The following is a 22,257-nucleotide window of genomic DNA, read 5'->3' on the forward strand; positions in this document are numbered from 1 at the left end:
GCCGGTCTGACAGGGATGATGGCCGGTAGCCCCCTTAATTCCACCGGATACTGCGCAGTGCGTCACGCAGCTGCATCCTGACCTTGTCATCGCCGCCCGATTTAAACGAAGTGGTCACGATGGCGGTGGCGTTCCCGGTGGGAACCTGCTGCATCTCAACCTGCCAGACAGCATTTGTTTTGCCATCCGTTCGCTGATAGCGTGTCACGACACTGGCTTTGCCTGCCAGTTCGCCGACCGAGCAGGCAGGGGCGGTGACGATCTTCATTCCCCATTTACCAAGGGATTCCTCCAATGGACCCGCCATAAGGCGGCACATTTCATCCAGATCCGCTTTGCTGGCGCCTTTGATATCTGCGTCGGTCAACCTTGCGGATGAAAATGAGGCCCGAAAAATTCCGGAATTCCTTCGTGCGTCGGAGTCTGAATTAGCGGCAATCGGCGTCAGACTTGGGGGAGTGCCGTCAGCCGGTACACGCGTTTTAATCGCGGTTATCTGGTCAGAAGACAACAGATGCCAGCTTTCAGGAAGCTCAACACTCATGCCATTGCCCACCACATAACGATGATGGCCCGGGGACGGGAGTGCTTCCGGTGCAGGCAGCGGTGAAACCGGAGTGGAGGGTTCAGCCTGCACACGGTCGCGTTGCAGTTCTGCGGCGAAGGAAAATAAAATCTTAAAGGCAATAAAAACGCCGACCACAAACAGAATTTTCTTTAACGTTTTCATTCAGTGTTCCCGGTCATGTACGGAAGAATGGCCCGATTGTGTTCGGGTCAGGGCAGTTAAATAGCGGAATGAAAAAGCCAGACTGGCCAGTTACGACACCTTGTCCCTGAGCCATCGGGTCAGCCCGGTGGACACGATGAGTTCTGCCAGCCGGTTGGGGCCAATCAGGGTGACGCCATCATGCTCACGATCCTCACGCAAAGCCCCCCGGTGCCAGACAAAGAACATCCGGCTGTAGCTGTGGCTTGCCTGGAACAGCGACAGGTATTCAGACAATACCGACTCGTCGGCGACAGACTTCACCTGGACGAAGGCCCGCTCCTGGGTGGTAGGCAGCTCCAGTTCAATATCGACCATCTTCTGTGTCCTGCCAAGGGCGCCGGTTCTCCGCCAGCCACTGGCGGAAAAAATCAGATCCACCAGAAGCTCAAAATCCTGCCAGGTCAGCAAACTACACAGCCCGGAGATAGCCTTCAGGTACTGAGCTTCAGCAAGGTCGGCGGCGATAATCTCTGGTGACAGCTCGTCATTGATTTTGCGAAGAGCGTAGCTGGCGAGGCGCACATCGCAAATGGTCCCCCGGTAGTTCTGGGTCGCGAGAAGCTCACCGCTGAGGACGCTGTGGGAAAGAAGGTGACCGGCCAGACTGATGCTGTGCCAGCCGTTAACTGTCGGTCGCATCCTGCTGCCATCTTCCAGTTCGATGACGTCACCGCAGGGCTGGCACCAGTGCATTAATCCCTGGCTGAAGGTGATGAAGACTATGTCGGGGGTGGCGGTGTAAAACGCCTTTATCTGCCTGACATCACTGGTGGCCGTCGACGGATTATTATTCCTTAGCGGTAACCAGACTTTATGCACGTCCTCCCACTTACCCTCAAGGCACATCTGGTGGGGCGTATCATGGTATCCGAACCGGATAGTGCCGGTAGCAAGACACTCGGGCTCCCATTCACCCCCTTCGCCCAGTTTGATGTATTTCACTTCCCGTGCCTGGACCTTTTCCATTTAGCCTCACGTCGTTGACTGGATTGACTGACTGAATGTTTCAGATTTTACGCCTGAATTCGAATTGACGCTTACTTTCGCATGATCGGTTTAACGGGACCTCACGCGGGCAACCGGCAGATGGAAAGAAACTTCCTGATAGCGGCCAATCCGGGCCGGTAGCGAAAAAAACGGCGCCAGCGAACCAGTACAATGGACGCTGTCGGTTTTCACATTTCACAGAGGGGAAGCGAGTGACGATTACGGAACAGTTTCAGCAGCACGTTGTGGCTCATATGCAAAACCTGAGTGCTGAAGCCCGGGCGGTATGGGCGGCATTTTCTGAAGAGGGCGAGTGTGTCTCGATATCCTGTGAGGTGTACCGGGGATATCTGGGGCGCCACACCAATGCCGAATTTGTTGAGATGGCCACGTCGCACAACGGCATCCGGCCGGAAGAATATTTCATCCCCTGGCTGGCGGGTCAGCACGAGGTCATCGGGACTGTGGCCCGGGATGATGCTTCTCCGGCTCCGGTGTATTTTTTCCAGCACAACGGGGTTTATGCCATGGCCATCAGTGAAACCCAGGTCATGGATATGTGGCTGAGCTGGCCTCGTTATCCGGAAGGCTGGTAATCGGATGCGATACCCGATGCAGACCCGGGCGCCAATCCAGCAGCGGACCCGGGGAAGGGTAAGCAATCTGCATGTCATCATCCCACAAGCCCCTGCTAAGCCCAAGGGAGCTGTCAGGCTTCGCCTGATTTTGACTTTTCCGCCGGTCTTTAAGACGATATCTCTTTGTTTTTTTTATTTCCTCGTTATCTCCTCGAAACACGCGGGGCGCTCGTCAGGGTGACAGTGTTGCATTTTGGGGGAGGTCAGGTACGGGCGAAAATGGTGAAGTTTCTGACGGTGTTGACCTGCTTCTCCTTTACTTGGGATGATGACATGCAAAGTACTAAAAACCTCATGAGCGCGAAACAGTCTGCGGTGCCGGTGACATCGGATATGCTGCGACTAATGAACAGAACTTAGAACCTATCCAAGAAGGGATTGTCAGAATGTCGTAACTGATAATTTCTGAAGGTGAAAAGATGACAGGCAGCAAATGGCGGATCAGCGATGAACTTTGGGAAAAAATGGCACCGCTTATCCCTGAGCACAAAACCTGCCATCCACTCGGTACGCACCGGAAACGCGTTGATAACCGCGCTGCCATGGACGCCATATTCTTCGTCCTCAGGACCGGTTGCCAGTGGAACGCCCTGAACGCCACCGGGATATGTTCGTCGAGTTCTGCACACCGGCGCTTTCAGGAATGGCGCGATGCCGGAGTCTTCGAGCGCTTCTGGCAGAACGGTTTGCTTTCCTGCGGGCATCTGGACAGCATTGACTGGTCCTGGCTGTCAATGGACGGCTGTATGACCAAATCGCCGCTGTCAGGAACAAAAAAACAGGCCGTAACCCCACTGACAGAGGGAAACAAGGCGTAAAGCGCAGCCCTCACCGCTTTGCTCATGTTACATCGCGGTGACCGTGTCAGTGATGTTGCCAGAACGCTCTGCTGTGCCCGTTCATCCATTGGGCGCTGGATTAACTGGTTTACGCTTTCGGGTGTCGAAGGTCTCAAATCATTGCCTGCCGGGCGTTCCCGACGCTGGCCCTTTGAACATATCTGCACGTTGTTACGTGAACTGATAAAGCATTCTCCCGGTGATTTTGGTTATCAGCGCTCGCGCTGGAGCACAGAACTACTGGCAATAAAAATCAAAGAGATAACGGGATGCTGTTTACATGCGGGAACAGTCCGTCGCTGGCTGCCATCAGCCGGGATAGTATGGCGCAGAGCAGCACCGACCCTGCGTATCCGCGACCCGCATAAAGATGAAAAAATGGCGGCAATCCATAAAGCACTGGATGAATGCAGCGTGGAGCACCCGGTATTTTATGAAGATGAAGTGGATATCCACCTCAATCCGAAAATCGGTGCAGACTGGCAGCTGCGCGGGCAGCAAAAACGCGTGGTGACTCCGGGGCAGAATGAAAAATATTATCTGGCCGGAGCGCTGCACAGTGGTACAGGAAAAGTAAGTTACGTAGGTGGCAGCAGCAAAAGCTCATCTTTATTTATCAGTCTGTTAAAGCATCTGAAAACGACATACCGGCGGGCGAAAACAATAACCCTCATCGTGGATAACTACATCATCCATAAAAGCCGTGAAACGTTGCGCTGGTTGAGTGCAAATCCGAAGTTCAGAGTGATTTATCAGCCGGTTTACTCGCCGTGGGTGAACCACGTTGAGCGACTATGGCAGGCACTACACGACACGATAACCCGGAATCATCAGTGCCGGACAATGTGGCAACTACTGAAAAAGGTTCGCCATTTTATGGAAACCGTCAGCCCATTCCCCGGAGCTAAACATGGGCAGGCAAAAGTGTAGCGGTATTCGGCGCAGCTATTTAGCCCGCCAACAACATCCGGAACGCTGGGGTAAAGGAATTCGCAACTGGAGTCCTATATATGAGGTATACCTTAACCCCGAACACGTAGCGGCATAACGTAACTTTATTACAAAAAGCGACAACTACCTTGAAAAACGCCGCCAAACCGTGATCGATTCAGATGCCATTTTGCAGGGGGGAGAGAGTAAAGGAACAATAACCGCTGTTAAGCGGTTACTTTTAATGGCCATTTTAAGTTAAAAGATTTTCATGTCCGGTTAATCCTCTGAAATTGACTCACTTTTTATGTAAAATTATATACGATCTATACTGCCACACCTTTTTCGTTTTTAAGAGGCCTGACCACCACGGTTTCTGTGTTGTCTGTTCCGCGCCAGCACATATCGTCAATATTGCATATCCCCTGAGATTTGTAGCCCAGAGGTACAAGGTAATGCTCCCTGGTGTGTCTGTCACGCACCGGATGCAGAACACAGTTTTGCCCAGTTTTCGGCCATGGGCTGGTATTTTATGGTAAACTTTTGCCCTGATGACAACTCTCTTCAATCTTGGTCATAACAGGGCAAACGAATGGTACAAGGCAGACTCATCAACACCACTCAGGAACAAAACGTTCCGCTCAGTGCTTCCCGACAGCAATACCATATCCTTCAGGCAATGATTGATCGTCTGACAGAGGATATTTCCCGTTGCCGTCTTCAACAGGAGCGGGTCGTCTCCCGTTTTATGCAGGACATCCTGCCGCTGGAGCACCAGTACCTTCAGGCCGCCTATGACAAAACATTCCGGCTACTCACCTTCGCCAGCAAAAAATCCCTCAGTAAACGCGACAGGGCAGCACTGTATATCTGGCTCGACGAAGTGCTTGAAGAACTTTTTTATCACCCGTTTAATGAGCAGCTGGATTTACATACGCTGCGCCAGCAACTAAGCGCCCTCAGTGACCTCCCGGAGAACAAACCAGCCGACAGTGACATTGATGATTTCCGCCGGGAGCTCAGGGACATCTTTGGCAGCGATAATGACCTCAGCGACGATGACCTGTTCAGAATGATGAATGACCCGGACATTATTTTCGACACCATGTGTGGCAAGTCAGAGAACACTACCGAAACCAGTGATGACGATTTTTTCGGGGATGGTGGTTTCGCTGGTGAACACGAACGTGTCCCCGCGGACGTTCCCGACATGATGCTGAAATCTGCGGAAATCACCCGCATGTATAAAAAACTGGCGAGCCAGTTACATCCGGATCGTGAACCCGACCCGGTAAAAAAATCGCACCGTCATGATCTCATGGTCGAGTTGTCAAAAGCCCGCCAGTCCAATGATATCTGGACCATCATGGAGATGTTTCGCGAACACGTTGATCCTGACTATGCGTTCAGCGATACGGCCCTGCCGACCATCAATGCGCTGCTACAACGTCGCATTGATGAGCTTCAACATGAACTGGCTGGCATCACAGATCCCCGCTCACTGTCCGGGATGATATGGGAAAAACTGGGCGGAAAAACAGACAAAGTCATCAATAACCGGTTCAAAAAACATGCCAGTGCACTTTTACGTATGACAGAAGAACAACACCAGCAACGTGATGCGCTACGCTCACTGAAGGTACTGCGGGAATACCTCATCCCATGGCGAGAAGAACTGCAATGGGAGAGTGAATTTGAGTTTTACTGAGCACTGACATATTCATTCCCTAAATGAGTGTAGTGGAAAATACGCACGGAGAGGGAGTAAGGCTGTGGCTATGTGGCTACCGCCGCAGCCACAGGCCATCACCTGATCCAGGTGATGGATTTCATTGGTACAGTTTATTGTGCGACTGGCTAATCACTGTACCTGGACACTGCACTGACGCATCACATCGCGACCACGAGGACTGTTTTGCCATGTCGGTTCGGCATAGAGCGCTATTGCTTCCATCGCTTCCTGGTAGCTTTCTGCGCCCAGAGCGGCGACAGCTTTGCCACCATTTTCAAATGCCAGAAGAGCACCAACAATATTTACCGGGTCCCCACCGGGTTCATGGTCATAAACCTCAGCACTGCCGATACCACAGGTGATCATCGATTTAATGTATGTTGTTACTCCGCTTCCCGGCTCACCATATACAACAACCAGGCGAGGACCCTCCCCCTCAAGAAGGTTTGCTGATACGTCAGGTTCTGGCCATTGCACGGTTGCTGTATGCGTAATCTGATTCTCAGGGCCAAAACAAATCACGCCTTTTTCAGGTAATTTACGATCACTCCTCGTGGGCATAAGGCTGTCTGCACGCTCCAGTAGCATCCCGACCATCTCTTCCCGACTGGCTGAGGTTTTCCCTTCCATCTTGCGCAAAAACTGATGTTTCAGGACGATATTAAGGGCGTTTTTTGACACAGTTATTTTAGGCATTGTGCTTTCTCCGAAAAATTAAGAAATGTCCTGTATTCTGATAAAGTTACAGCAGAACGGCAAATGGCCAATTATTTCTGTCAGGACTTGTATTGAGCAATCAGAACTCTTTAAACCTCGGGCTTCAGCATTCTGCCCGTCCATTAATATTAACATCGCACCAAATCCTTTTTTCATCCTGCCATTCCATTATCTGCTGTCTGCGTCTTACCATAACGTTAATCCGGACGGGATTTCCGGGGCGGACTTTGTTTCATTTTCAGTCTCGATCCGGTACCCCATCGCTTTATAACCCCGCTGACGTTTATCCCACATTCTGAGCAGTGCAGGATAACCTGTATCCACAAAATCGATTATCCTGACATCCGTTTTTCCCGAGTGCTCCCTGTGCAGGCGGCCAGCATACTGTTGTAATGTCCCTTTCCACGAGACAGGCATGGCGAGAACCAGCGTATCCAGTGGAGGATGGTCAAACCCCTCACCGACCAGTTTTCCTGTTGCCAGCAGAATACGTGGCGCATCAGGTGGCAGGGCGTTCAGCTCAGAAATAATCACCGTACGCTTTTTTTTCGATAATCGGCCATGTAGGACAAATGGTGATAGTTTCAGTGAGACCAGTGTGGCTGCTATTTCATCCAGGTGATCTGTGCGTTCAGTCAGCACCAGAACCTTACGCCCCTGTCCGAAAGCGTTCAGGACCTCATCAGCAATAGCCACAGTTCTGTTGTGATCCAGTACAATTTCTCTGAAGACATCCTGTATTCTGGCATCCGATGGCAAATTGCCGTGTGTGGAACGGGTGCGGGATATGACTTCCAGATTATGAGGGCTTTCTTTCGGGCGGGCGGCTGTATGACGAATAGGCCCACAGTGCATAAATATGACGGGATGTAAGCCATCCCGTCTAACCGGTGTTGCTGTGAGACCGAGTACATATCTGGCATGTGCCTCTTTCAGTATCGCATCGAAAGAAACCGAACCAATATGATGGCATTCATCAACGATGATTTGACCATAATTTTTAACAAGCGGGTCTACCTCACCATGCCTGGAAATTGACTGCATCACCGCAATATCAATGTTACCGCCGGGTTTGTGTTTACCACCACCGATAACACCAATACCGTTACTGGTTTGCAGAAACAGCCTGAGACGCTCCTGCCATTGTTTCAGTAATTCAGTCCGGTGTACCAGCACAAGTGTATTGACTTTCCGGTGGGCGGTCACTGCCGACGCAGTGACCGTCTTACCAAAAGCGGTTGGCGCGCAAAGCACACCACAGTCATGGAGCAGTAATTCAGAAACCGCAGCATCCTGATCTGGCCTCAGTTTTCCCAGGAAAGTCACATCACATTCTGTACCTGCGAATCGTTCATCGATTATTTCACTGGTAATGCCGCTGTTGTGCAGCAAAGACAACGCACTGTCCAGGCATCCCCGGGGCAAAGCAATATGCTGAGGATAATTCTCAGCACAGCCTATTACACGGGGCTTGTCCCAGACCGACATACGCATGGCCTGGGCTTTATAAAATTCAGGATTCTGGAATGCTGCCAGCCGGATCAGTCGGTTGACCAGTACCTGAGGTAATTGTGCTTTTTCGAAATAGACCAGATTTGCAAGCGTGATCTTCAGAGGGGCTGGCAAACAAATGTTCAGTCCGGTATCTGATGATTTTTCCGGTTTCCATGGTGTGGCCAAATCTTCTTCGTTGATAAAGGTGACATCCAGAGGGTGGGTATGTCCGGTTGCCTGTAATATCGTCGGTTCAATATCATGCGCGTTCATCGGTACTACCGATGCCAGGAAAGCCCATTGATCAGGATAAGGCCGAAGGGAGGCATCAACAAAAATGCTTCCTCCCGATTCACGCGGCCCTTTTTGCAGGGGCAACGCAATCAGGTTACCGAATCCACCTTTTGGCATACTGTCCTGATTAGGAAATAACCGATCATAAGAGCCCAGTTTGAGCTGTCGGGTCCGGCTACAGGTATGACTGATAATAGCCGTCCCCAGACGGCGGGCATCCCGTGCCAGAACGCGGGACGCAAAAAATACCCAGATATGAGCGCCCTGACGTGACCTTGATACCTCCAGTGCAGCTGGCACACCAAGTTCATTGCAGGACAGCATGAACGCTGAGGCATCGGCCTGCCATTCTGCTTCGTCAAAATCAACGGCTAGAAAATAACAGAAATCGTCTTCCAGCAAAGGATATACACCAATGGTATGTTCTCCGGCCAGATGCCGGTATAAAACTGGATCCGATACAGGAATAAGCTGGCGGTGAGAGCAGTCTCCACATTTTATCCGGGGCTTACCACATATGCCCGGCTGCCATTCATTGGCACAGGCGGGAGAATAGCCTGCTTTACCACTGGTTTTGCTTTCCCATCGCAGGGCCCATACATCGTCCCGTCCCCGGAACAGTCGTCGAAACAGCGCAACCTTGTCATCAGTGGATAAGGCTGATAATTTTTGCACCGGTCCCTGCGGCTTAAGTCGCCACTCAATCCCATGGGTTTCAAGTAACGAAATCAACCGGGCATTTTCTGCCCGCAGTGCCGATAATTCATCGCTGTCAGGTTTGTGAACCATGCTCTGCCGTAAATCCCCGCATAGAATTATGTCTGCCTTACCTCAGGTATTAAGTATCTGGTGATGACAGGAATACCACAAAGTAAGCCGGGAAGAAGTTTATGGAATATGTAAAAAAGGGTGCGCTTACGCGTCACCCTTTTTTAGCACAGTCATAATCCAACCAGGCTTTCCAGCGGGATACCAAGCTGGGAATGCAGGCGACGAATCATCGGTAGAGTAAGCGTACGGGTTCCGTTAAGGATTTCGTAAACCCGGTTAGATTTACCGATCGCCGGTTCGAGATCCTTTGCGCTCAGACCTTGCTGGTCCATGCGGAATTTTATGGCCTCAACTGGTGAAGGTACCCCGACTGGATAGTGTTTTTTCTCGTAATCTTCGATTAAGAGGCACATCACTTCGAAGTAATCGCCTTCCGGGGTATTCAGCTCAGGTTCATTATCGAACATCGGTTCGACTGCCCGGAGGGCGGCTTCATAGTCTTGTTCAGTTCTGATAGGTTTAATGTTCATGGTTCACTCCAGTTCAATCGTATCCGCGTTTATGGCGTCATATTCCTTATGAGTTCCGATAAACTTAACGAAAATCCATCCACGCTGATACGCAATTGCAACTATTAACCGGTAACAGTTTCCTTTGATATTGAAGACCACTCGCCTGTCTTTAAGAATGCTGGCACTGCGGTATTGTTCTTTAATCTCTGCCGGGGTTTTCCAGTCAGCCTTTGTTGCCTCATCCACCCAGGCCCTTAGCGACTGTTCAGCATCGGGGTTCTCCGCCCAGAAGTCCCTTAGTGTTTTCACTGATATTATCTTCATGAAAAGATAATAGTCCCATACTGGGACTAGTGCAAGTCTTTAGTCCCGATATGGGATAACAAAACAGAGCCGTAACTTCGCCAAATATTATTGCCCCTGATGACTGCTGCCACGCTATCCTGCATGTGCTTTTCTCCGGTCTGGGTGTCTGAACAAATTCGACCAAATTGGTGAAGCTCACGAGGGGCTCAAAATGATGCATGCAACAAAATGCTGCCTGTGTATCCATCCATGGTTCCACAAACATTTCACCTTTCGCAAAGGGGAAATTGCTCGTGACAGGTCCACAACCCTCCATTGTTGGGCATTAAGCTACAAATTTTTTTGTCCAAGTAATGCGTCATCGACTTGCTGGAACACATCGACCGAATTTAAGTGAACATCGCTGAATATGACCGGATCCTGTCTATGGACGGCAAAGACTGATCACCGCAGTCAGCGATTAAGGGGGTTGAGTTGAGTAGACCTGCCAGTTACCTGTGCAGGCCCCTCCTCAGAACCGGACGTGCGGAACTACCGCATCCGGCTCCCGACAGACCCGTGTCCCCACACATAATCAGCGTGAATCGAACATTGATCGGGTTTTCCATTTAGCTGGATAACCCAGCAGTTTCAGGATGAGATCCAGTTTTACCCATGTTAACGGATGTCGGCCTCCCTTGCGGTTGAACCATCTGTAGATTATCCGTCTGCTCTGGTGAATAAACTGCCCTACGCGCCGCTGATTATCAGAGATGCCGTGATAATTTATCCAGCCTCTGACTACTCTGATGACGGTATTCAGGGTTTGCCGTCTGTTAGCATTAAGGTTCTTCCACAGGAAATCCCTTAGCCCTTTCAGTTTGGCTGCGAAACGGTCTTTACGGCTGGTAAATTTCAGCCTCCAGTATCCTTTTCGCGTTTTCCCCCAGTAACCGGTAAACCCCAGAAAATTGAACGTCGGCAGACGTTTTCCTGACTGGTTGGCTTTCATTGCTGCAACATGGCCCGCAGGTATTAATTGCGATTTGTCGCCGTGCAACTCCAGACCATACTTATTCAGCCGCTTAGGCAACACTTTGTAAAAGCGTTTAGCCTCACTCGGATACTGGAAGGTGAAAACCATGTCATCGGCATATCTCACCATTTCAGCCCGCCCATGGATCACTGACTGGCTGATTTCATCAAACCACTCATCGATCACATAGTGAAGGTAGATATTGGCAAGTATCGGCGACAGGATTGAACCTTGTGGGCATCCTCGTTCGTTGCTGGATAGTTGTTTACCTGATATGACGGGTGCCGTTATCAAGACCTCAATCAGTCTTAGAAAGCGGCGATCTGCTATCTTCTTCCGCAGCAACTCCAGCAGTTCCCGGTGTGGGATCATGTTGAAATATTTACGGATATCGATTTCTACAATAGCACCGTTCCAGTTACGAAACGTCTGCTGCTGCAAAGCCTTCAACGCTGCATGACAGTTTAACCCCGGACGAAAACCATATGAGCAAGGTATAAATAGCGGTTCGTAGATCCTGCTGAGAATATCGCTGGCAGCAAGCTGAACCAGCTTGTCTTCTATGCAGGAGATAGCTAATGGCCGTTTACTACCGTCCTCTTTGGGTATCTCCGTGATTCTGGCTGCTTTAGGGTGATATGTCCCCCGGCGTATCCGCTTGATGAGATTATTAATATTATCATCAAGATGTTCACCGTAAGCGGTCTTTGTCATACGATCAATACCAACGGCTTTATTCCCGTCCAGCCTCTGGAATTGTCCTTTGAGCATGTCACTACTGAGCAAATGTCCTAAATTATTGAATATCTGCTGTTTGTTGCATGCCGATTTCTCGCCTATGCGCTCAAGTTTCGTTAACCATGATTGCCCGTCGTTGCTGAGTACGGTCATTGTTTCCCCTTTTACGCTCAGTCTGTCTGCCAGCCCTTCGCTCCACGGTCATTACTCGTTTCATCGCTACTATGACTGACTCCGACTTCCAGAAGGTCATCTTTCAGGTCTTGTGTTCGGCACTTGCACCCGAAATACTCAGATTCCGTTGAGAATCTTCTGGATCTCCTGGGTTCCGTCACTTATCTCTGCAAACTCGCTGACGCCTGTGTCCCCGGTGGATACTCTCTTTCGGCAGTTCGCCAGTTTGGCCTCCAGAGAGTTATTGCTTGCCAGATGGACTAATCTGTCAGCACCCACAACCAGTACGATTTCGGGGGTATCACGTTCACCATTTGGTTTCGGCTCGAATGCTTCGCTGTCTACGCTTCACCATGCCAGTTACCTGTCACGGCGCAAGACTCGCTACCCAGTGGCGCTGGCTGCGCCTTCCGGGGCAGGACTTTCACCTGCAAGATAAGTGCAGCTTTTCCCAGCGCACAGCCCAATCGTACGAAAACGTACGCTAAGTACACTTTTTAACCAATGGTTGCTTTCGCCGCATGTGGACATACGGACACAATCGTTCAAACTTCTGAGTTACTGGCATCAGTATGGCTGGAATGCCATGATTTTTCTCTCTAACGCTTCAATTAATCATATTTGTCTGCATGGTATTTCCCTGAGCAATAGTAACACCGGGCTTCAACACTACCATTTTCTGTAGGCCAATAATCAAGTTCTCCCTGAGTTGAAGGGGTACCACATATATCACAGCATCCAGGCAATTCGTCACTTTCCTCATTATCACAAAACGTACAACAATACCCCGTAGATGATTCATTATTAATTACCAATGTATAATGGCCACATTCAGGACAATCAAAACGAATGGGTTCGGCATCAGGGTCCATGCAATCTACTGGATTTTCATTTTCTATTTCATCTGCTTTTTTTATTGCCGTCTGAATTGAAAATGCATACTCATCGGATAATATTTCAAAAGACTTTTTCATATGTGTCGGTATGTATGTCTTTACATCAATTTCTGTGTGCTTATTCAGGAATTCAATTACTGACCTAAATAAACGCCCTAAAGTAGATCTAACATCTGCTACATCCATAGTAAACTTATAATGTTCTATATCATTTCTAAGTTTTTTGACCCACTCCAGATCTTTTCTTAAATCGAGAGATATTGTGTTTGAGTTTTCATTGTTAATAAAATTAACGCATTCCCAAAGGCCAATCGTTTTATCTTTATTTAATTTAGGTGAAAAAGGATCTTTGTAAATCAATAATTCATGCTTGGATGCAACATGATGTTTAAAAATAAGCTCGATGAAATGGGCTAAGTGAAGCACAGCAAATTTATACGATTTATGATCACCATGCTCACCTTCTTCAAATTTCGATAGTGCTTCAGATAAACTATCTAAAGCGTTCTCCAACAAATCTAGTTCATGAATCGACATACCCCCTCCTATAATCAAAAATATCATTTCTTAAGGTAATGCTTTTGGCCGATGAAACTTTCGAAAAGATAAATTTAGATTATAAGGTTCAAGAGTTCATATAACGCATTCAATTCATTATTATCAACGCAAACCCCTTTTCTATAAAGCTCGGGGAATAATTTCTCTGGGGATAGACATGTTGTATGCATCAACTTGCCGTCATCAGTTTCCCCAAGAACTAGAGTCTTCAGATAAGAATGCATGCCCTCAAGGCCAGCATCTTCAGTACGAAAAATAACTTGGGCAGAGGGTATATTAGATGAAATCATGTATTGGGCGTTAGCTACTCTGTAAAAAGACATAATATCACCTAATCGATTACTAGGATTGAAGCAACTGCCATCCTCTTTTATTTTTAGAATCTTTCTCGCATCTATGCAGCCATAAATTGAAGCAACACAAATTGTGATAGTCGGATACCCTTTGTTTAGTTTTAATCGTTCACCTTCCTCTGCAACTGCCCTGGCTAGATTGAGGCGGTCTTCTGGGGGAGGTGTTTTAGAAATTTTAAGATTATTGTAAAACTCTAATAGAGATATGCTTGCAGGGATAGACAGTTCAGCCCTTTCAGCTTTACTATAATCTTCATCCATCAGAATCGGAATCATAGTTTCTAATGCTTCAATTGGCTCAACAATATTATCCTGTCCGATGAAATCAACTATTTGTTGATAGTCATCTTTAAAAGCGAGAACCATTTCATCTGCACTTAATGGATTGATGTAGTCTGTCCCTTTTTCTAATATGGCTAATAGAAAGGAAAAACGATATTTACGACTTTCAATTAAATTAATTAACTGTTCGAGTCGCTCTTTTTTTCTCTCATCTTTATGAAGAGGGATCTTTTTTCGGTCTTTAATGTAGGATATGCTACAAATATCTAACAATACAATCGGGCGAGGGGTGGGGTTGTTTGATAGCATGATAATGGCTCTTGCAATTAGTTAATAGATAGATGCTCAGGTTTATCGATTAGTAGCCAATTTTCTTCAATTCTGAAGATAGCCGTTTTAAACTATTATCCAAGTACTCCATGTTTTCTTTAATCTCTTTTTTCATTAGTTCTATATGATGCTTGAGGTCCGGATTATCTGTTGAACGATGAACCGGGAAATCATCCGTAGATGTAAGGTTGTTATTATTACGACAGTAATCCATTGCAATACAGATCAATGATGCTAAATCTATAACTCGGTGAAGTGGTAACTCTTCTGATTGACGGGACCATTTATCCCCTGGGTTTCGCCAGACCTTGGCCGACAGTTCTGTCCAGCCCGCAGTATTCCATTGAGCGATACCAATGGACAAGCCCATAGCATCGGTATCATCGACATAAGGCCCATCAATTTTGTCGTAATTTGGAACTTCAAGAATTGGCTTGTGCTTAAGGTGTGTTGGGATTTTCATCATTGCCCTTACTTAGTGATGTTTGTGGATTTTATAATTACATAAATTATAAACATTTGTAAAATGAAATTAATGTCAATATAAGCTATACCCTAACCTGACGTCAGGCCTGATAATGAAAAACTGTCAGAGTAAAGTCACTATGACTATTTATTGACACAAGTAATTAAAGGTCATAGATTCTTTTCTGACACATTCAGTATTGGAGGCGTATGAAAGGTCAACGTATTGGCTATATCCGGGTAAGTAGCTTTGACCAGAACCCAGAACGGCAACTGGATCAGACTCAGGTGGATAAAGTCTTCGTCGATAAAGCATCGGGGAAAGATACTCAGCGGCCAGAGCTGGATTCACTGTTGTCATTCGTGCGTGATGGAGACATCGTGGTGGTTCATAGCATGGATAGGCTGGCTCGTAACCTGGATGATTTGCGCCGTCTGGTACAAAAGCTTACCCATAAGGGAGTGCGTATCGAATTTGTTAAAGAATGCCTGACATTCACTGGCGAAGATTCACCCATGGCAAACCTGATGCTCTCAGTGATGGGGGCTTTTGCCGAGTTCGAACGTTCTTTAATCCATGAACGTCAGCGCGAAGGGATCGCTTTAGCCAAGCTACGTGGAGCTTACCGTGGACGGAAAAAATCACTGTCCTCAGAACAACAAATTGAAGTTCGACGGCGAGCAATGGATGGTGAGAAAAAAGCCCAGCTTGCTCGCGAGTTTGGTATTAGCCGTGAAACGCTGTATCAATATCTGAAACAGTCTGATTAACATCTCATTTTTATGTATTCGTATGTGATCCGTAGCCAGGGAGGCACTTTTGGCAGCAGATTTTTTAAACGCGGAACAACGTGCCAGTTATGGTCAGTTCTCTGGTGAGCCTAATGACATTCAGCTTGCTCGTTTCTTTCTGCTGGACGAAGTGGATATGGATTTCATTAACAACCGGCGCGGAAGGGCAAACCGTCTGGCAGTGGCATTGCTGATTGGCAGCGTTCGATTTCTTGGCACATGGCCTTATGACTTGTCAGCGATCCCGACCAACGTACTGTGGTTTGTTGCCCGACAGTTGGGAATATCCGATACGAGCGTTCTGTCCGACTACTCCAGAAGAGAAACCACGCTGCGTGAACATCAGGCACTGATCCGTCGTCAGTATGGCTATCGTGATTTTTCGTGGCCGTGGACTTTCAGATTGAGCCGGTTGCTGTTCACCCGCTGCTGGCTCAGCAACGAACGACCGGGTCTGCTTTTCGATCTGGCTACCAGTTGGCTTCTGCAAAATAAAATACTGTTGCCGGGCGTCACCACGCTGACCCGTCTGATATCCGAAATACGTGAAAAATCAGCAGACAGGCTCTGGTCACGTCTGTCCGGGCTGGCATCAGGCGAACAGTGCTCATTACTTGAAGAACTGTTATTGGTGCCTGATGGAGTACGTACCTCACGTTTTGATCAGTTAAGAAAAGGTCCTGTTGCCATCAGTGGCCCAGCATTTAATCAGGCTGTTGCGCGCTACCTGAAACTGAAAGCATTTGGCATGCAGGATCTCGACTTCACCGGTATTCCTCCGGTGCGTTTCAATGCACTCGCCCGGTATGCTGATATGATTTCAGTGTACAAAATAGCCCGGATGCCGCCCGCAAGACGAACAGCTATGCTGGTTGCCTTTGTCCGTTCCTGCGAAATATCGGCACTGGATGACGCGCTGGACGTTCTGGATGGGATTATCGCTGATATCGGCCGGGAGGCGAAAAAAATTGGGCAGAAAAAACGACTACGGACACTGAAAGACCTTGATAAGTCAGCATTAGAACTGGCACATATCTGCTCGGTGCTCCTGGATGAAAATATTGACAGTGAGTTGATCCGCTCGACGATATTCGGGAAATTTCCTCCGGCTAGGCTGGCCGATACCATCGCATTTATAAACACCATCGCCCGACCTTCTGACGCCAGTTTTCACGATGAAATGGTGGAGCAGTATGGGAGAGTCCGTCGATTTCTTCCCTGTTTGCTGGAGAATATTGAATTCAGCGCCGCTCCGGCAGGTGAAACAACGCTGGAGGCTATACGCTACCTTGCGGCGATCAGGTCAACCCGTAGGCAGTATATTGATGATGCGCCAATGGCGATAATTACCGGCCCCTGGAAACGACTCTGCTATGGCAAAGACGGCCATTTATCCCGACAGGGCTATACCCTTTGTGTTATGAATAAGTTACAGGACAGTCTGCGACGTCGGGATATTTACGTCGCACGGAGCGAGCGCTGGGGAGATCCGCGGGCTAAACTTCTCCAGGGGCTGGACTGGCACACCAACAGAGTGCAGGTATATCGCTCCCTTGGGCATCCTCTCAACGCCGGAGAGGCCGTCAATGCACTGACCCGGCAGCTTGACACTGTGTACCGCCAGGTCGCTAAAAATTTTGCCGATAATCAGGCTGTTTCACTGGATTTCACCGGTAAACGCACGAAGCTGACCATTGCTCATCTGAACGGACTGGATGAGCCGCCGACACTGAAGTTACTCTCGAAACGTATATCTGACCTGCTGCCAATTGTCGATCTGACAGAACTCCTTCTTGAGATTAACGCGCATACAGGATTTGCAGATGAATTTACCCATGCAAGCGAGGCGGGCGCGCGTATGGATGACCTGACCGTCAGTATCTGCGCGGTATTGCTGGCTGAAGCCTGTAATATTGGCATGGAGCCCTTTATTCGACCCAATATTCCGGCGCTGACCCGTTATCGTCTGAGCTGGACCAAACAAAATTATCTCAGGGCAGAAACGCTGGTAAAAGCAAACGCCAGACTGGTTGATTACCAGTCTATTCTGCCTCTGGCTCAGAAATGGGGTGGTGGTGAGGTGGCCTCTGCTGATGGCATGCGGTTTATTGCCCCGGTACGAACGGTACATGCAGGCCCCAACCGAAAATATTTTGGCTCCAGTCGCGGGATCACCTGGTACAACTTCATTTCAGATCAGTACTCCGGATTTCATGGCGTTGTCGTTCCAGGCACGCTAAGGGATTCCATTTTCGTGCTGGAAGGGCTACTGGAGCAGCAAACCGGACTAAACCCGACTGAGATAATGACAGATACAGCCGGTTCCAGTGATCTGATCTTTGGCCTTTTCTGGCTGCTGGGCTATCAGTTTTCTCCCCGTCTGGCTGATGCAGGAGCCTCTGTATTCTGGCGTGTGGATAAAGATGCAGATTATGGCGTGCTGAATGATATCGCCCGCAATGCTGCGAATGCCCGGAAGATAGAGCAACACTGGGATGACATGATGCGCATGGCCGGCTCCCTGACGCTGGGGACAATTCGGGCGTCAGTTTTGATCCGTTCGTTGCTGAGCAGCGATCGCCCTTCAGGATTAACACAGGCCATTATCGAAGCTGGGAAAATAAATAAGACACTGTACCTGCTGAATTACATTGATGATGAGGATTACCGACGTCGCATCCTGACCCAGCTTAACCGGGGAGAAAGCAGACATGCTGTCGCCAGAGCAATTTGTCACGGACAAAAAGGCGAGATCAGAAAGCGCTATCAGGATGGGCAGGAGGAGCAACTGGGCGCTCTGGGGCTGGTGACCAATGCCGTCGTGCTCTGGAATACCATTTATATGCAGGCCGCACTGGCACATTTGCGTGATGAGGGCGAAGTCATTAATGAAGAAGATGAAGTCCGGCTTTCGCCACTGCGGCATGCGCATATCAATATGCTGGGGCACTATACATTTACGCTTGCAGAACAAGTAACAAAGGGTCAGCTCAGACCTCTTAAGCAGGCGGACGAGGCGGATGATTGGCCTTTATGACGGCCTAGTTATCAAGACAATAAAACGCCGATATGGTTAAAAAATATACTTATCGTACGTTTTCGTACGGTTGGGCTGTGCGCTGGGAAAAGCTGCACTTATCTTGCAGGTGAAAGTCCTGCCCCGGAAGGCGCAGCCAGCGCCACTGGGTAGCGAGTCTTGCGCCGTGACAGGTAACTGGCATGGTGAAGCGTAGACAGCGAAGCATTCGAGCCGAAACCAAATGGTGAACGTGATACCCCCGAAATCGTACTGGTTGTGGGTGCTGACAGATTAGTCCATCTGGCAAGCAATAACTCTCTGGAGGCCAAACTGGCGAACTGCCGAAAGAGAGTATCCACCGGGGACACAGGCGTCAGCGAGTTTGCAGAGATAAGTGACGGAACCCAGGAGATCCAGAAGATTCTCAACGGAATCTGAGTATTTCGGGTGCAAGTGCCGAACACAAGACCTGAAAGATGACCTTCTGGAAGTCGGAGTCAGTCATAGTAGCGATGAAACGAGTAATGACCGTGGAGCGAAGGGCTGGCAGACAGACTGAGCGTAAAAGGGGAAACAATGACCGTACTCAGCAACGACGGGCAATCATGGTTAACGAAACTTGAGCGCATAGGCGAGAAATCGGCATGCAACAAACAGCAGATATTCAATAATTTAGGACATTTGCTCAGTAGTGACATGCTCAAAGGACAATTCCAGAGGCTGGACGGGAATAAAGCCGTTGGTATTGATCGTATGACAAAGACCGCTTACGGTGAACATCTTGATGATAATATTAATAATCTCATCAAGCGGATACGCCGGGGGACATATCACCCTAAAGCAGCCAGAATCACGGAGATACCCAAAGAGGACGGTAGTAAACGGCCATTAGCTATCTCCTGCATAGAAGACAAGCTGGTTCAGCTTGCTGCCAGCGATATTCTCAGCAGGATCTACGAACCGCTATTTATACCTTGCTCATATGGTTTTCGTCCGGGGTTAAACTGTCATGCAGCGTTGAAGGCTTTGCAGCAGCAGACGTTTCGTAACTGGAACGGTGCTATTGTAGAAATCGATATCCGTAAATATTTCAACATGATCCCACACCGGGAACTGCTGGAGTTGCTGCGGAAGAAGATAGCAGATCGCCGCTTTCTAAGACTGATTGAGGTCTTGATAACGGCACCCGTCATATCAGGTAAACAACTATCCAGCAACGAACGAGGATGCCCACAAGGTTCAATCCTGTCGCCGATACTTGCCAATATCTACCTTCACTATGTGATCGATGAGTGGTTTGATGAAATCAGCCAGTCAGTGATCCATGGGCGGGCTGAAATGGTGAGATATGCCGATGACATGGTTTTCACCTTCCAGTATCCGAGTGAGGCTAAACGCTTTTACAAAGTGTTGCCTAAGCGGCTGAATAAGTATGGTCTGGAGTTGCACGGCGACAAATCGCAATTAATACCTGCGGGCCATGTTGCAGCAATGAAAGCCAACCAGTCAGGAAAACGTCTGCCGACGTTCAATTTTCTGGGGTTTACCGGTTACTGGGGGAAAACGCGAAAAGGATACTGGAGGCTGAAATTTACCAGCCGTAAAGACCGTTTCGCAGCCAAACTGAAAGGGCTAAGGGATTTCCTGTGGAAGAACCTTAATGCTAACAGACGGCAAACCCTGAATACCGTCATCAGAGTAGTCAGAGGCTGGATAAATTATCACGGCATCTCTGATAATCAGCGGCGCGTAGGGCAGTTTATTCACCAGAGCAGACGGATAATCTACAGATGGTTCAACCGCAAGGGAGGCCGACATCCGTTAACATGGGTAAAACTGGATCTCATCCTGAAACTGCTGGGTTATCCAGCTAAATGGAAAACCCGATCAATGTTCGATTCACGCTGATTATGTGTGGGGACACGGGTCTGTCGGGAGCCGGATGCGGTAGTTCCGCACGTCCGGTTCTGAGGAGGGGCCTGCACAGGTAACTGGCAGGTCTACTCAACTCAGACCCCTTTTTAAACAGATCACCACTTCTTTGTAAAGAACCAAGATGCGGCAAATCAGCGAAGAGATATGGCCCGCCGCATTTCGGTTTTCTCACCGACTGGAAGACCGGACCTTTGCACTGCGCACATTTGAATAGCCGCTGTGGCTGTTATTCCCTCCCAGGTCAACAGCACAAATAACGGCATTATTGTGTTAATGCTGGGCCGGACAATTTATCATTTTGGAACAATGGTTCAATAACAGATAACAAAGCCAGGACTCCTCTGTGGGGTCCGCTTGGAAAACGGACAAAATCCTACGTTATGCCGGTTTTTTAAGTAGGAATGACGGGCCGCTTTGTGCCAGAAGCGGACGCGAAAAGGTGGCAAACCGCTTTTTACTCCGCTGTAAATCGCACACGGTCGCCAAGTAAAATGCAAATGGGTCCATTGAAAATGAGCTTTTCATACAGTGTTAAAAGATTATAATCTTCTTGTAAAATTCAATCTCACACTGACAGTGAAGGTAATCAAATGGCTAAATGTTACTATCCTGGCTGCACATCTCATGCCAGCACTAAGGAACATATTCCTCCAAAGTCGTTTTTTCCTGATTCAAAAAAATTAAACCTTATGACTGTTAAATCATGTAAGGTTCATAATAATGAAAAAACAAAGGATGACATTTACGTACTCGCGAATATTTGTTTAAACACAATTGTTGATGGTGGCAGTGATGCGCAGGAAGTATTTGAGTCCAATGTCAAGCCACAGTTAATGCATAATAACGAATCTCTTCTTAAGAAAGTATTGAAAAATAGATCAAAAAGGCAAGGTGGAATTAATACTTTTGAAGTTGATGTTTTACGTCTCAATTCTTTCTTCGAATGCCTGACTTATGGCGTTATCCAAAAAAAACAGGACGGGAATTGAATATTGAGAACTATTCCGTTAAACACATTTATCTTAACCTTGAAGAAAGAGATAATGATGGGAATTTGAGCCAAATTCATTTAGCCATGAAGGATTATTGGAAAGATAACCTGCTACATAGCACTGAAATTTCTGAAATATTAGAGTTTAAAATTGAGCCAAAAAAAGGGTATAGCACAGAAATTTATAGCGTAAGATTCATGGGGGCCGACTTCATGAAAGCTTTTGAATCAGGTGAATTTAATTCCTCTATAACGGTAATACACAAATTCTACGATCATTTTGTAGTCATATCTTTGCTTACTCGTGTCGCATCATTTAGTAAAACACCTATACATATCAGGATGCCTGATTTTTCTGAGGAAAACTAAATCGTTAGGTGGCATGCATAACAGCCTGCCATCTAATAAAGTCTGTTTTGGAACATATCTATCAATAACGTTCCCTATTAATATTTTTCCCTAATTTTATGACTAAAAACATTCCAAATATAATAATTGCGGTCGAAATGAATACCCTTAAACTTATCGACTCGTTTAAGAAGGGGTCAGTTTGGATATAGAGAATTATTGTACGGCAAGCCTGTTTTTTGAACAGGCCTACCTCTCGCAAAGGGGGGTGCTCCCGCGCTATACGCCGTTTTCCGTGAATTTTCCTTAATCGGATAAGCTAAATGCGATAAAGCAAAAGCGATAGTGGCTGACGCAAAATCAATCCCT

17 protein-coding genes and 2 pseudogenes are annotated in these 22,257 nt (G+C 48.0%); 9 read left to right on the forward strand and 10 right to left on the reverse strand.

All coding sequences use genetic code 11. The features are described from left to right. Positions 1-34: 34 nt before the first annotated feature. Positions 35-730: a hypothetical protein gene (locus EXW94_RS25085; RefSeq protein ID WP_174341326.1), complete on the reverse strand. Its 696-nt coding sequence runs from the start codon at positions 728-730 to the stop codon at positions 35-37. Positions 731-820: 90 nt separating this feature from the next. Further along, entirely contained in the window at positions 821-1,591 is a 771-nt protein-coding gene (locus EXW94_RS25090; RefSeq protein ID WP_309232523.1) for a hypothetical protein, read from the reverse strand. 380 nt (positions 1,592-1,971) lie between these two features. Here EXW94_RS25090 and EXW94_RS25095 point away from each other — a divergent pair, with 380 nt between their 5' ends. The 4 genes and pseudogenes from EXW94_RS25095 (at position 1,972) to EXW94_RS25110 (ending at position 5,874) form a co-directional block, all read left to right on the forward strand. Continuing rightward, the gene (locus tag EXW94_RS25095) at positions 1,972-2,355 is read left to right on the forward strand and encodes a hypothetical protein (RefSeq protein WP_309232524.1); all 384 of its coding nucleotides are present in this window, start codon (positions 1,972-1,974) and stop codon (positions 2,353-2,355) included. A 461-nt stretch (positions 2,356-2,816) separates the two neighbouring features. Continuing rightward, positions 2,817-3,223 (forward strand): annotated as a pseudogene (locus EXW94_RS25100) (IS5 family transposase); the annotation flags it as partial. A gap of 1 nt (position 3,224) precedes the next feature. Further along, positions 3,225-4,166: pseudogene (locus EXW94_RS25105) on the forward strand (IS630 family transposase); the annotation flags it as partial. Positions 4,167-4,758: 592 nt separating this feature from the next. After that, positions 4,759-5,874, forward strand: a complete 1,116-nt coding sequence (locus tag EXW94_RS25110; RefSeq protein ID WP_174341328.1) for a J domain-containing protein — start codon at positions 4,759-4,761, stop codon at positions 5,872-5,874. A gap of 153 nt (positions 5,875-6,027) precedes the next feature. Here EXW94_RS25110 and EXW94_RS25115 read toward each other — a convergent pair whose 3' ends face one another. From EXW94_RS25115 to EXW94_RS25150, 8 genes are all read right to left on the reverse strand, one after another. Beyond that, positions 6,028-6,594 carry a hypothetical protein gene (locus tag EXW94_RS25115; protein WP_174341329.1) on the reverse strand — a complete coding sequence of 189 codons (567 nt, stop codon included), beginning with the start codon at positions 6,592-6,594 and terminating at the stop codon, positions 6,028-6,030. Between the two features lie 207 nt (positions 6,595-6,801). Beyond that, positions 6,802-9,192, reverse strand: coding sequence for a DEAD/DEAH box helicase family protein (locus EXW94_RS25120; RefSeq protein ID WP_174341330.1), 2,391 nt, complete (start codon positions 9,190-9,192; stop codon positions 6,802-6,804). Between the two features lie 152 nt (positions 9,193-9,344). Then, a complete protein-coding gene (locus EXW94_RS25125; RefSeq protein ID WP_174341331.1) occupies positions 9,345-9,704 on the reverse strand; it encodes a type II toxin-antitoxin system HigA family antitoxin in 360 nt (119 codons plus the stop codon). 3 nt (positions 9,705-9,707) lie between these two features. Continuing rightward, positions 9,708-10,010: a type II toxin-antitoxin system HigB family toxin gene (locus EXW94_RS25130; RefSeq protein ID WP_174341332.1), complete on the reverse strand. Its 303-nt coding sequence runs from the start codon at positions 10,008-10,010 to the stop codon at positions 9,708-9,710. A gap of 556 nt (positions 10,011-10,566) precedes the next feature. Next, on the reverse strand, positions 10,567-11,898 hold the full coding sequence (gene ltrA / locus EXW94_RS25135) for a group II intron reverse transcriptase/maturase (RefSeq protein WP_174341333.1): 1,332 nt from the start codon (positions 11,896-11,898) through the stop codon (positions 10,567-10,569). 632 nt (positions 11,899-12,530) lie between these two features. Continuing rightward, on the reverse strand, positions 12,531-13,352 hold the full coding sequence (locus EXW94_RS25140) for a hypothetical protein (RefSeq protein WP_174341334.1): 822 nt from the start codon (positions 13,350-13,352) through the stop codon (positions 12,531-12,533). A 74-nt stretch (positions 13,353-13,426) separates the two neighbouring features. Next, the gene (locus EXW94_RS25145) at positions 13,427-14,317 is read right to left on the reverse strand and encodes a hypothetical protein (RefSeq protein WP_174341335.1); all 891 of its coding nucleotides are present in this window, start codon (positions 14,315-14,317) and stop codon (positions 13,427-13,429) included. 49 nt (positions 14,318-14,366) lie between these two features. Beyond that, complete coding sequence (locus EXW94_RS25150) at positions 14,367-14,804, reverse strand: DUF6530 family protein (protein ID WP_254797891.1); 438 nt, start codon at positions 14,802-14,804, stop codon at positions 14,367-14,369. A gap of 209 nt (positions 14,805-15,013) precedes the next feature. Between EXW94_RS25150 and EXW94_RS25155 the strand changes: the two genes are divergently transcribed. The 5 genes from EXW94_RS25155 (at position 15,014) to EXW94_RS25175 (ending at position 21,909) form a co-directional block, all read left to right on the forward strand. Then, positions 15,014-15,574 (forward strand): recombinase family protein, encoded by a 561-nt coding sequence (locus EXW94_RS25155; RefSeq protein WP_174341336.1) that lies wholly within the window; start codon positions 15,014-15,016, stop codon positions 15,572-15,574. Positions 15,575-15,623: 49 nt separating this feature from the next. Continuing rightward, entirely contained in the window at positions 15,624-18,632 is a 3,009-nt protein-coding gene (locus EXW94_RS25160) for a Tn3 family transposase (RefSeq protein WP_174341337.1), read from the forward strand. A 558-nt stretch (positions 18,633-19,190) separates the two neighbouring features. Continuing rightward, a complete protein-coding gene (gene ltrA, locus EXW94_RS25165; RefSeq protein ID WP_174341333.1) occupies positions 19,191-20,522 on the forward strand; it encodes a group II intron reverse transcriptase/maturase in 1,332 nt (443 codons plus the stop codon). Positions 20,523-21,139: 617 nt separating this feature from the next. Next, positions 21,140-21,538 carry a hypothetical protein gene (locus tag EXW94_RS25170; RefSeq protein WP_174341338.1) on the forward strand — a complete coding sequence of 133 codons (399 nt, stop codon included), beginning with the start codon at positions 21,140-21,142 and terminating at the stop codon, positions 21,536-21,538. Then, positions 21,535-21,909, forward strand: a complete 375-nt coding sequence (locus tag EXW94_RS25175) for a hypothetical protein (RefSeq protein ID WP_174341339.1) — start codon at positions 21,535-21,537, stop codon at positions 21,907-21,909. Before EXW94_RS25170 ends, EXW94_RS25175 begins: the two co-directional genes overlap by 4 nt. The last annotated feature ends 348 nt before the right edge of the window (positions 21,910-22,257 follow it).

Origin of the sequence: Enterobacter sp. JMULE2, assembly GCF_013337145.1 — a bacterium.
In the GTDB taxonomy this organism is placed as follows: domain Bacteria; phylum Pseudomonadota; class Gammaproteobacteria; order Enterobacterales; family Enterobacteriaceae; genus Enterobacter; species Enterobacter mori.

Coding starts and splice junctions, on each gene's coding strand:
- EXW94_RS25150 (WP_254797891.1), bottom strand. CDS start 14,804: ATGATGAAAATCCCAACACACCTTAAGCACAAGCCAATTCTTGAAGTT.
- EXW94_RS25155 (WP_174341336.1), top strand. CDS start 15,014: ATGAAAGGTCAACGTATTGGCTATATCCGGGTAAGTAGCTTTGACCAG.
- EXW94_RS25130 (WP_174341332.1), bottom strand. CDS start 10,010: ATGAAGATAATATCAGTGAAAACACTAAGGGACTTCTGGGCGGAGAAC.
- EXW94_RS25140 (WP_174341334.1), bottom strand. CDS start 13,352: ATGTCGATTCATGAACTAGATTTGTTGGAGAACGCTTTAGATAGTTTA.
- ltrA (WP_174341333.1), bottom strand. CDS start 11,898: ATGACCGTACTCAGCAACGACGGGCAATCATGGTTAACGAAACTTGAG.
- EXW94_RS25145 (WP_174341335.1), bottom strand. CDS start 14,317: ATGCTATCAAACAACCCCACCCCTCGCCCGATTGTATTGTTAGATATT.
- EXW94_RS25125 (WP_174341331.1), bottom strand. CDS start 9,704: ATGAACATTAAACCTATCAGAACTGAACAAGACTATGAAGCCGCCCTC.
- EXW94_RS25170 (WP_174341338.1), top strand. CDS start 21,140: ATGGCTAAATGTTACTATCCTGGCTGCACATCTCATGCCAGCACTAAG.
- EXW94_RS25115 (WP_174341329.1), bottom strand. CDS start 6,594: ATGCCTAAAATAACTGTGTCAAAAAACGCCCTTAATATCGTCCTGAAA.
- ltrA (WP_174341333.1), top strand. CDS start 19,191: ATGACCGTACTCAGCAACGACGGGCAATCATGGTTAACGAAACTTGAG.
- EXW94_RS25120 (WP_174341330.1), bottom strand. CDS start 9,192: ATGGTTCACAAACCTGACAGCGATGAATTATCGGCACTGCGGGCAGAA.
- EXW94_RS25110 (WP_174341328.1), top strand. CDS start 4,759: ATGGTACAAGGCAGACTCATCAACACCACTCAGGAACAAAACGTTCCG.
- EXW94_RS25085 (WP_174341326.1), bottom strand. CDS start 730: ATGAAAACGTTAAAGAAAATTCTGTTTGTGGTCGGCGTTTTTATTGCC.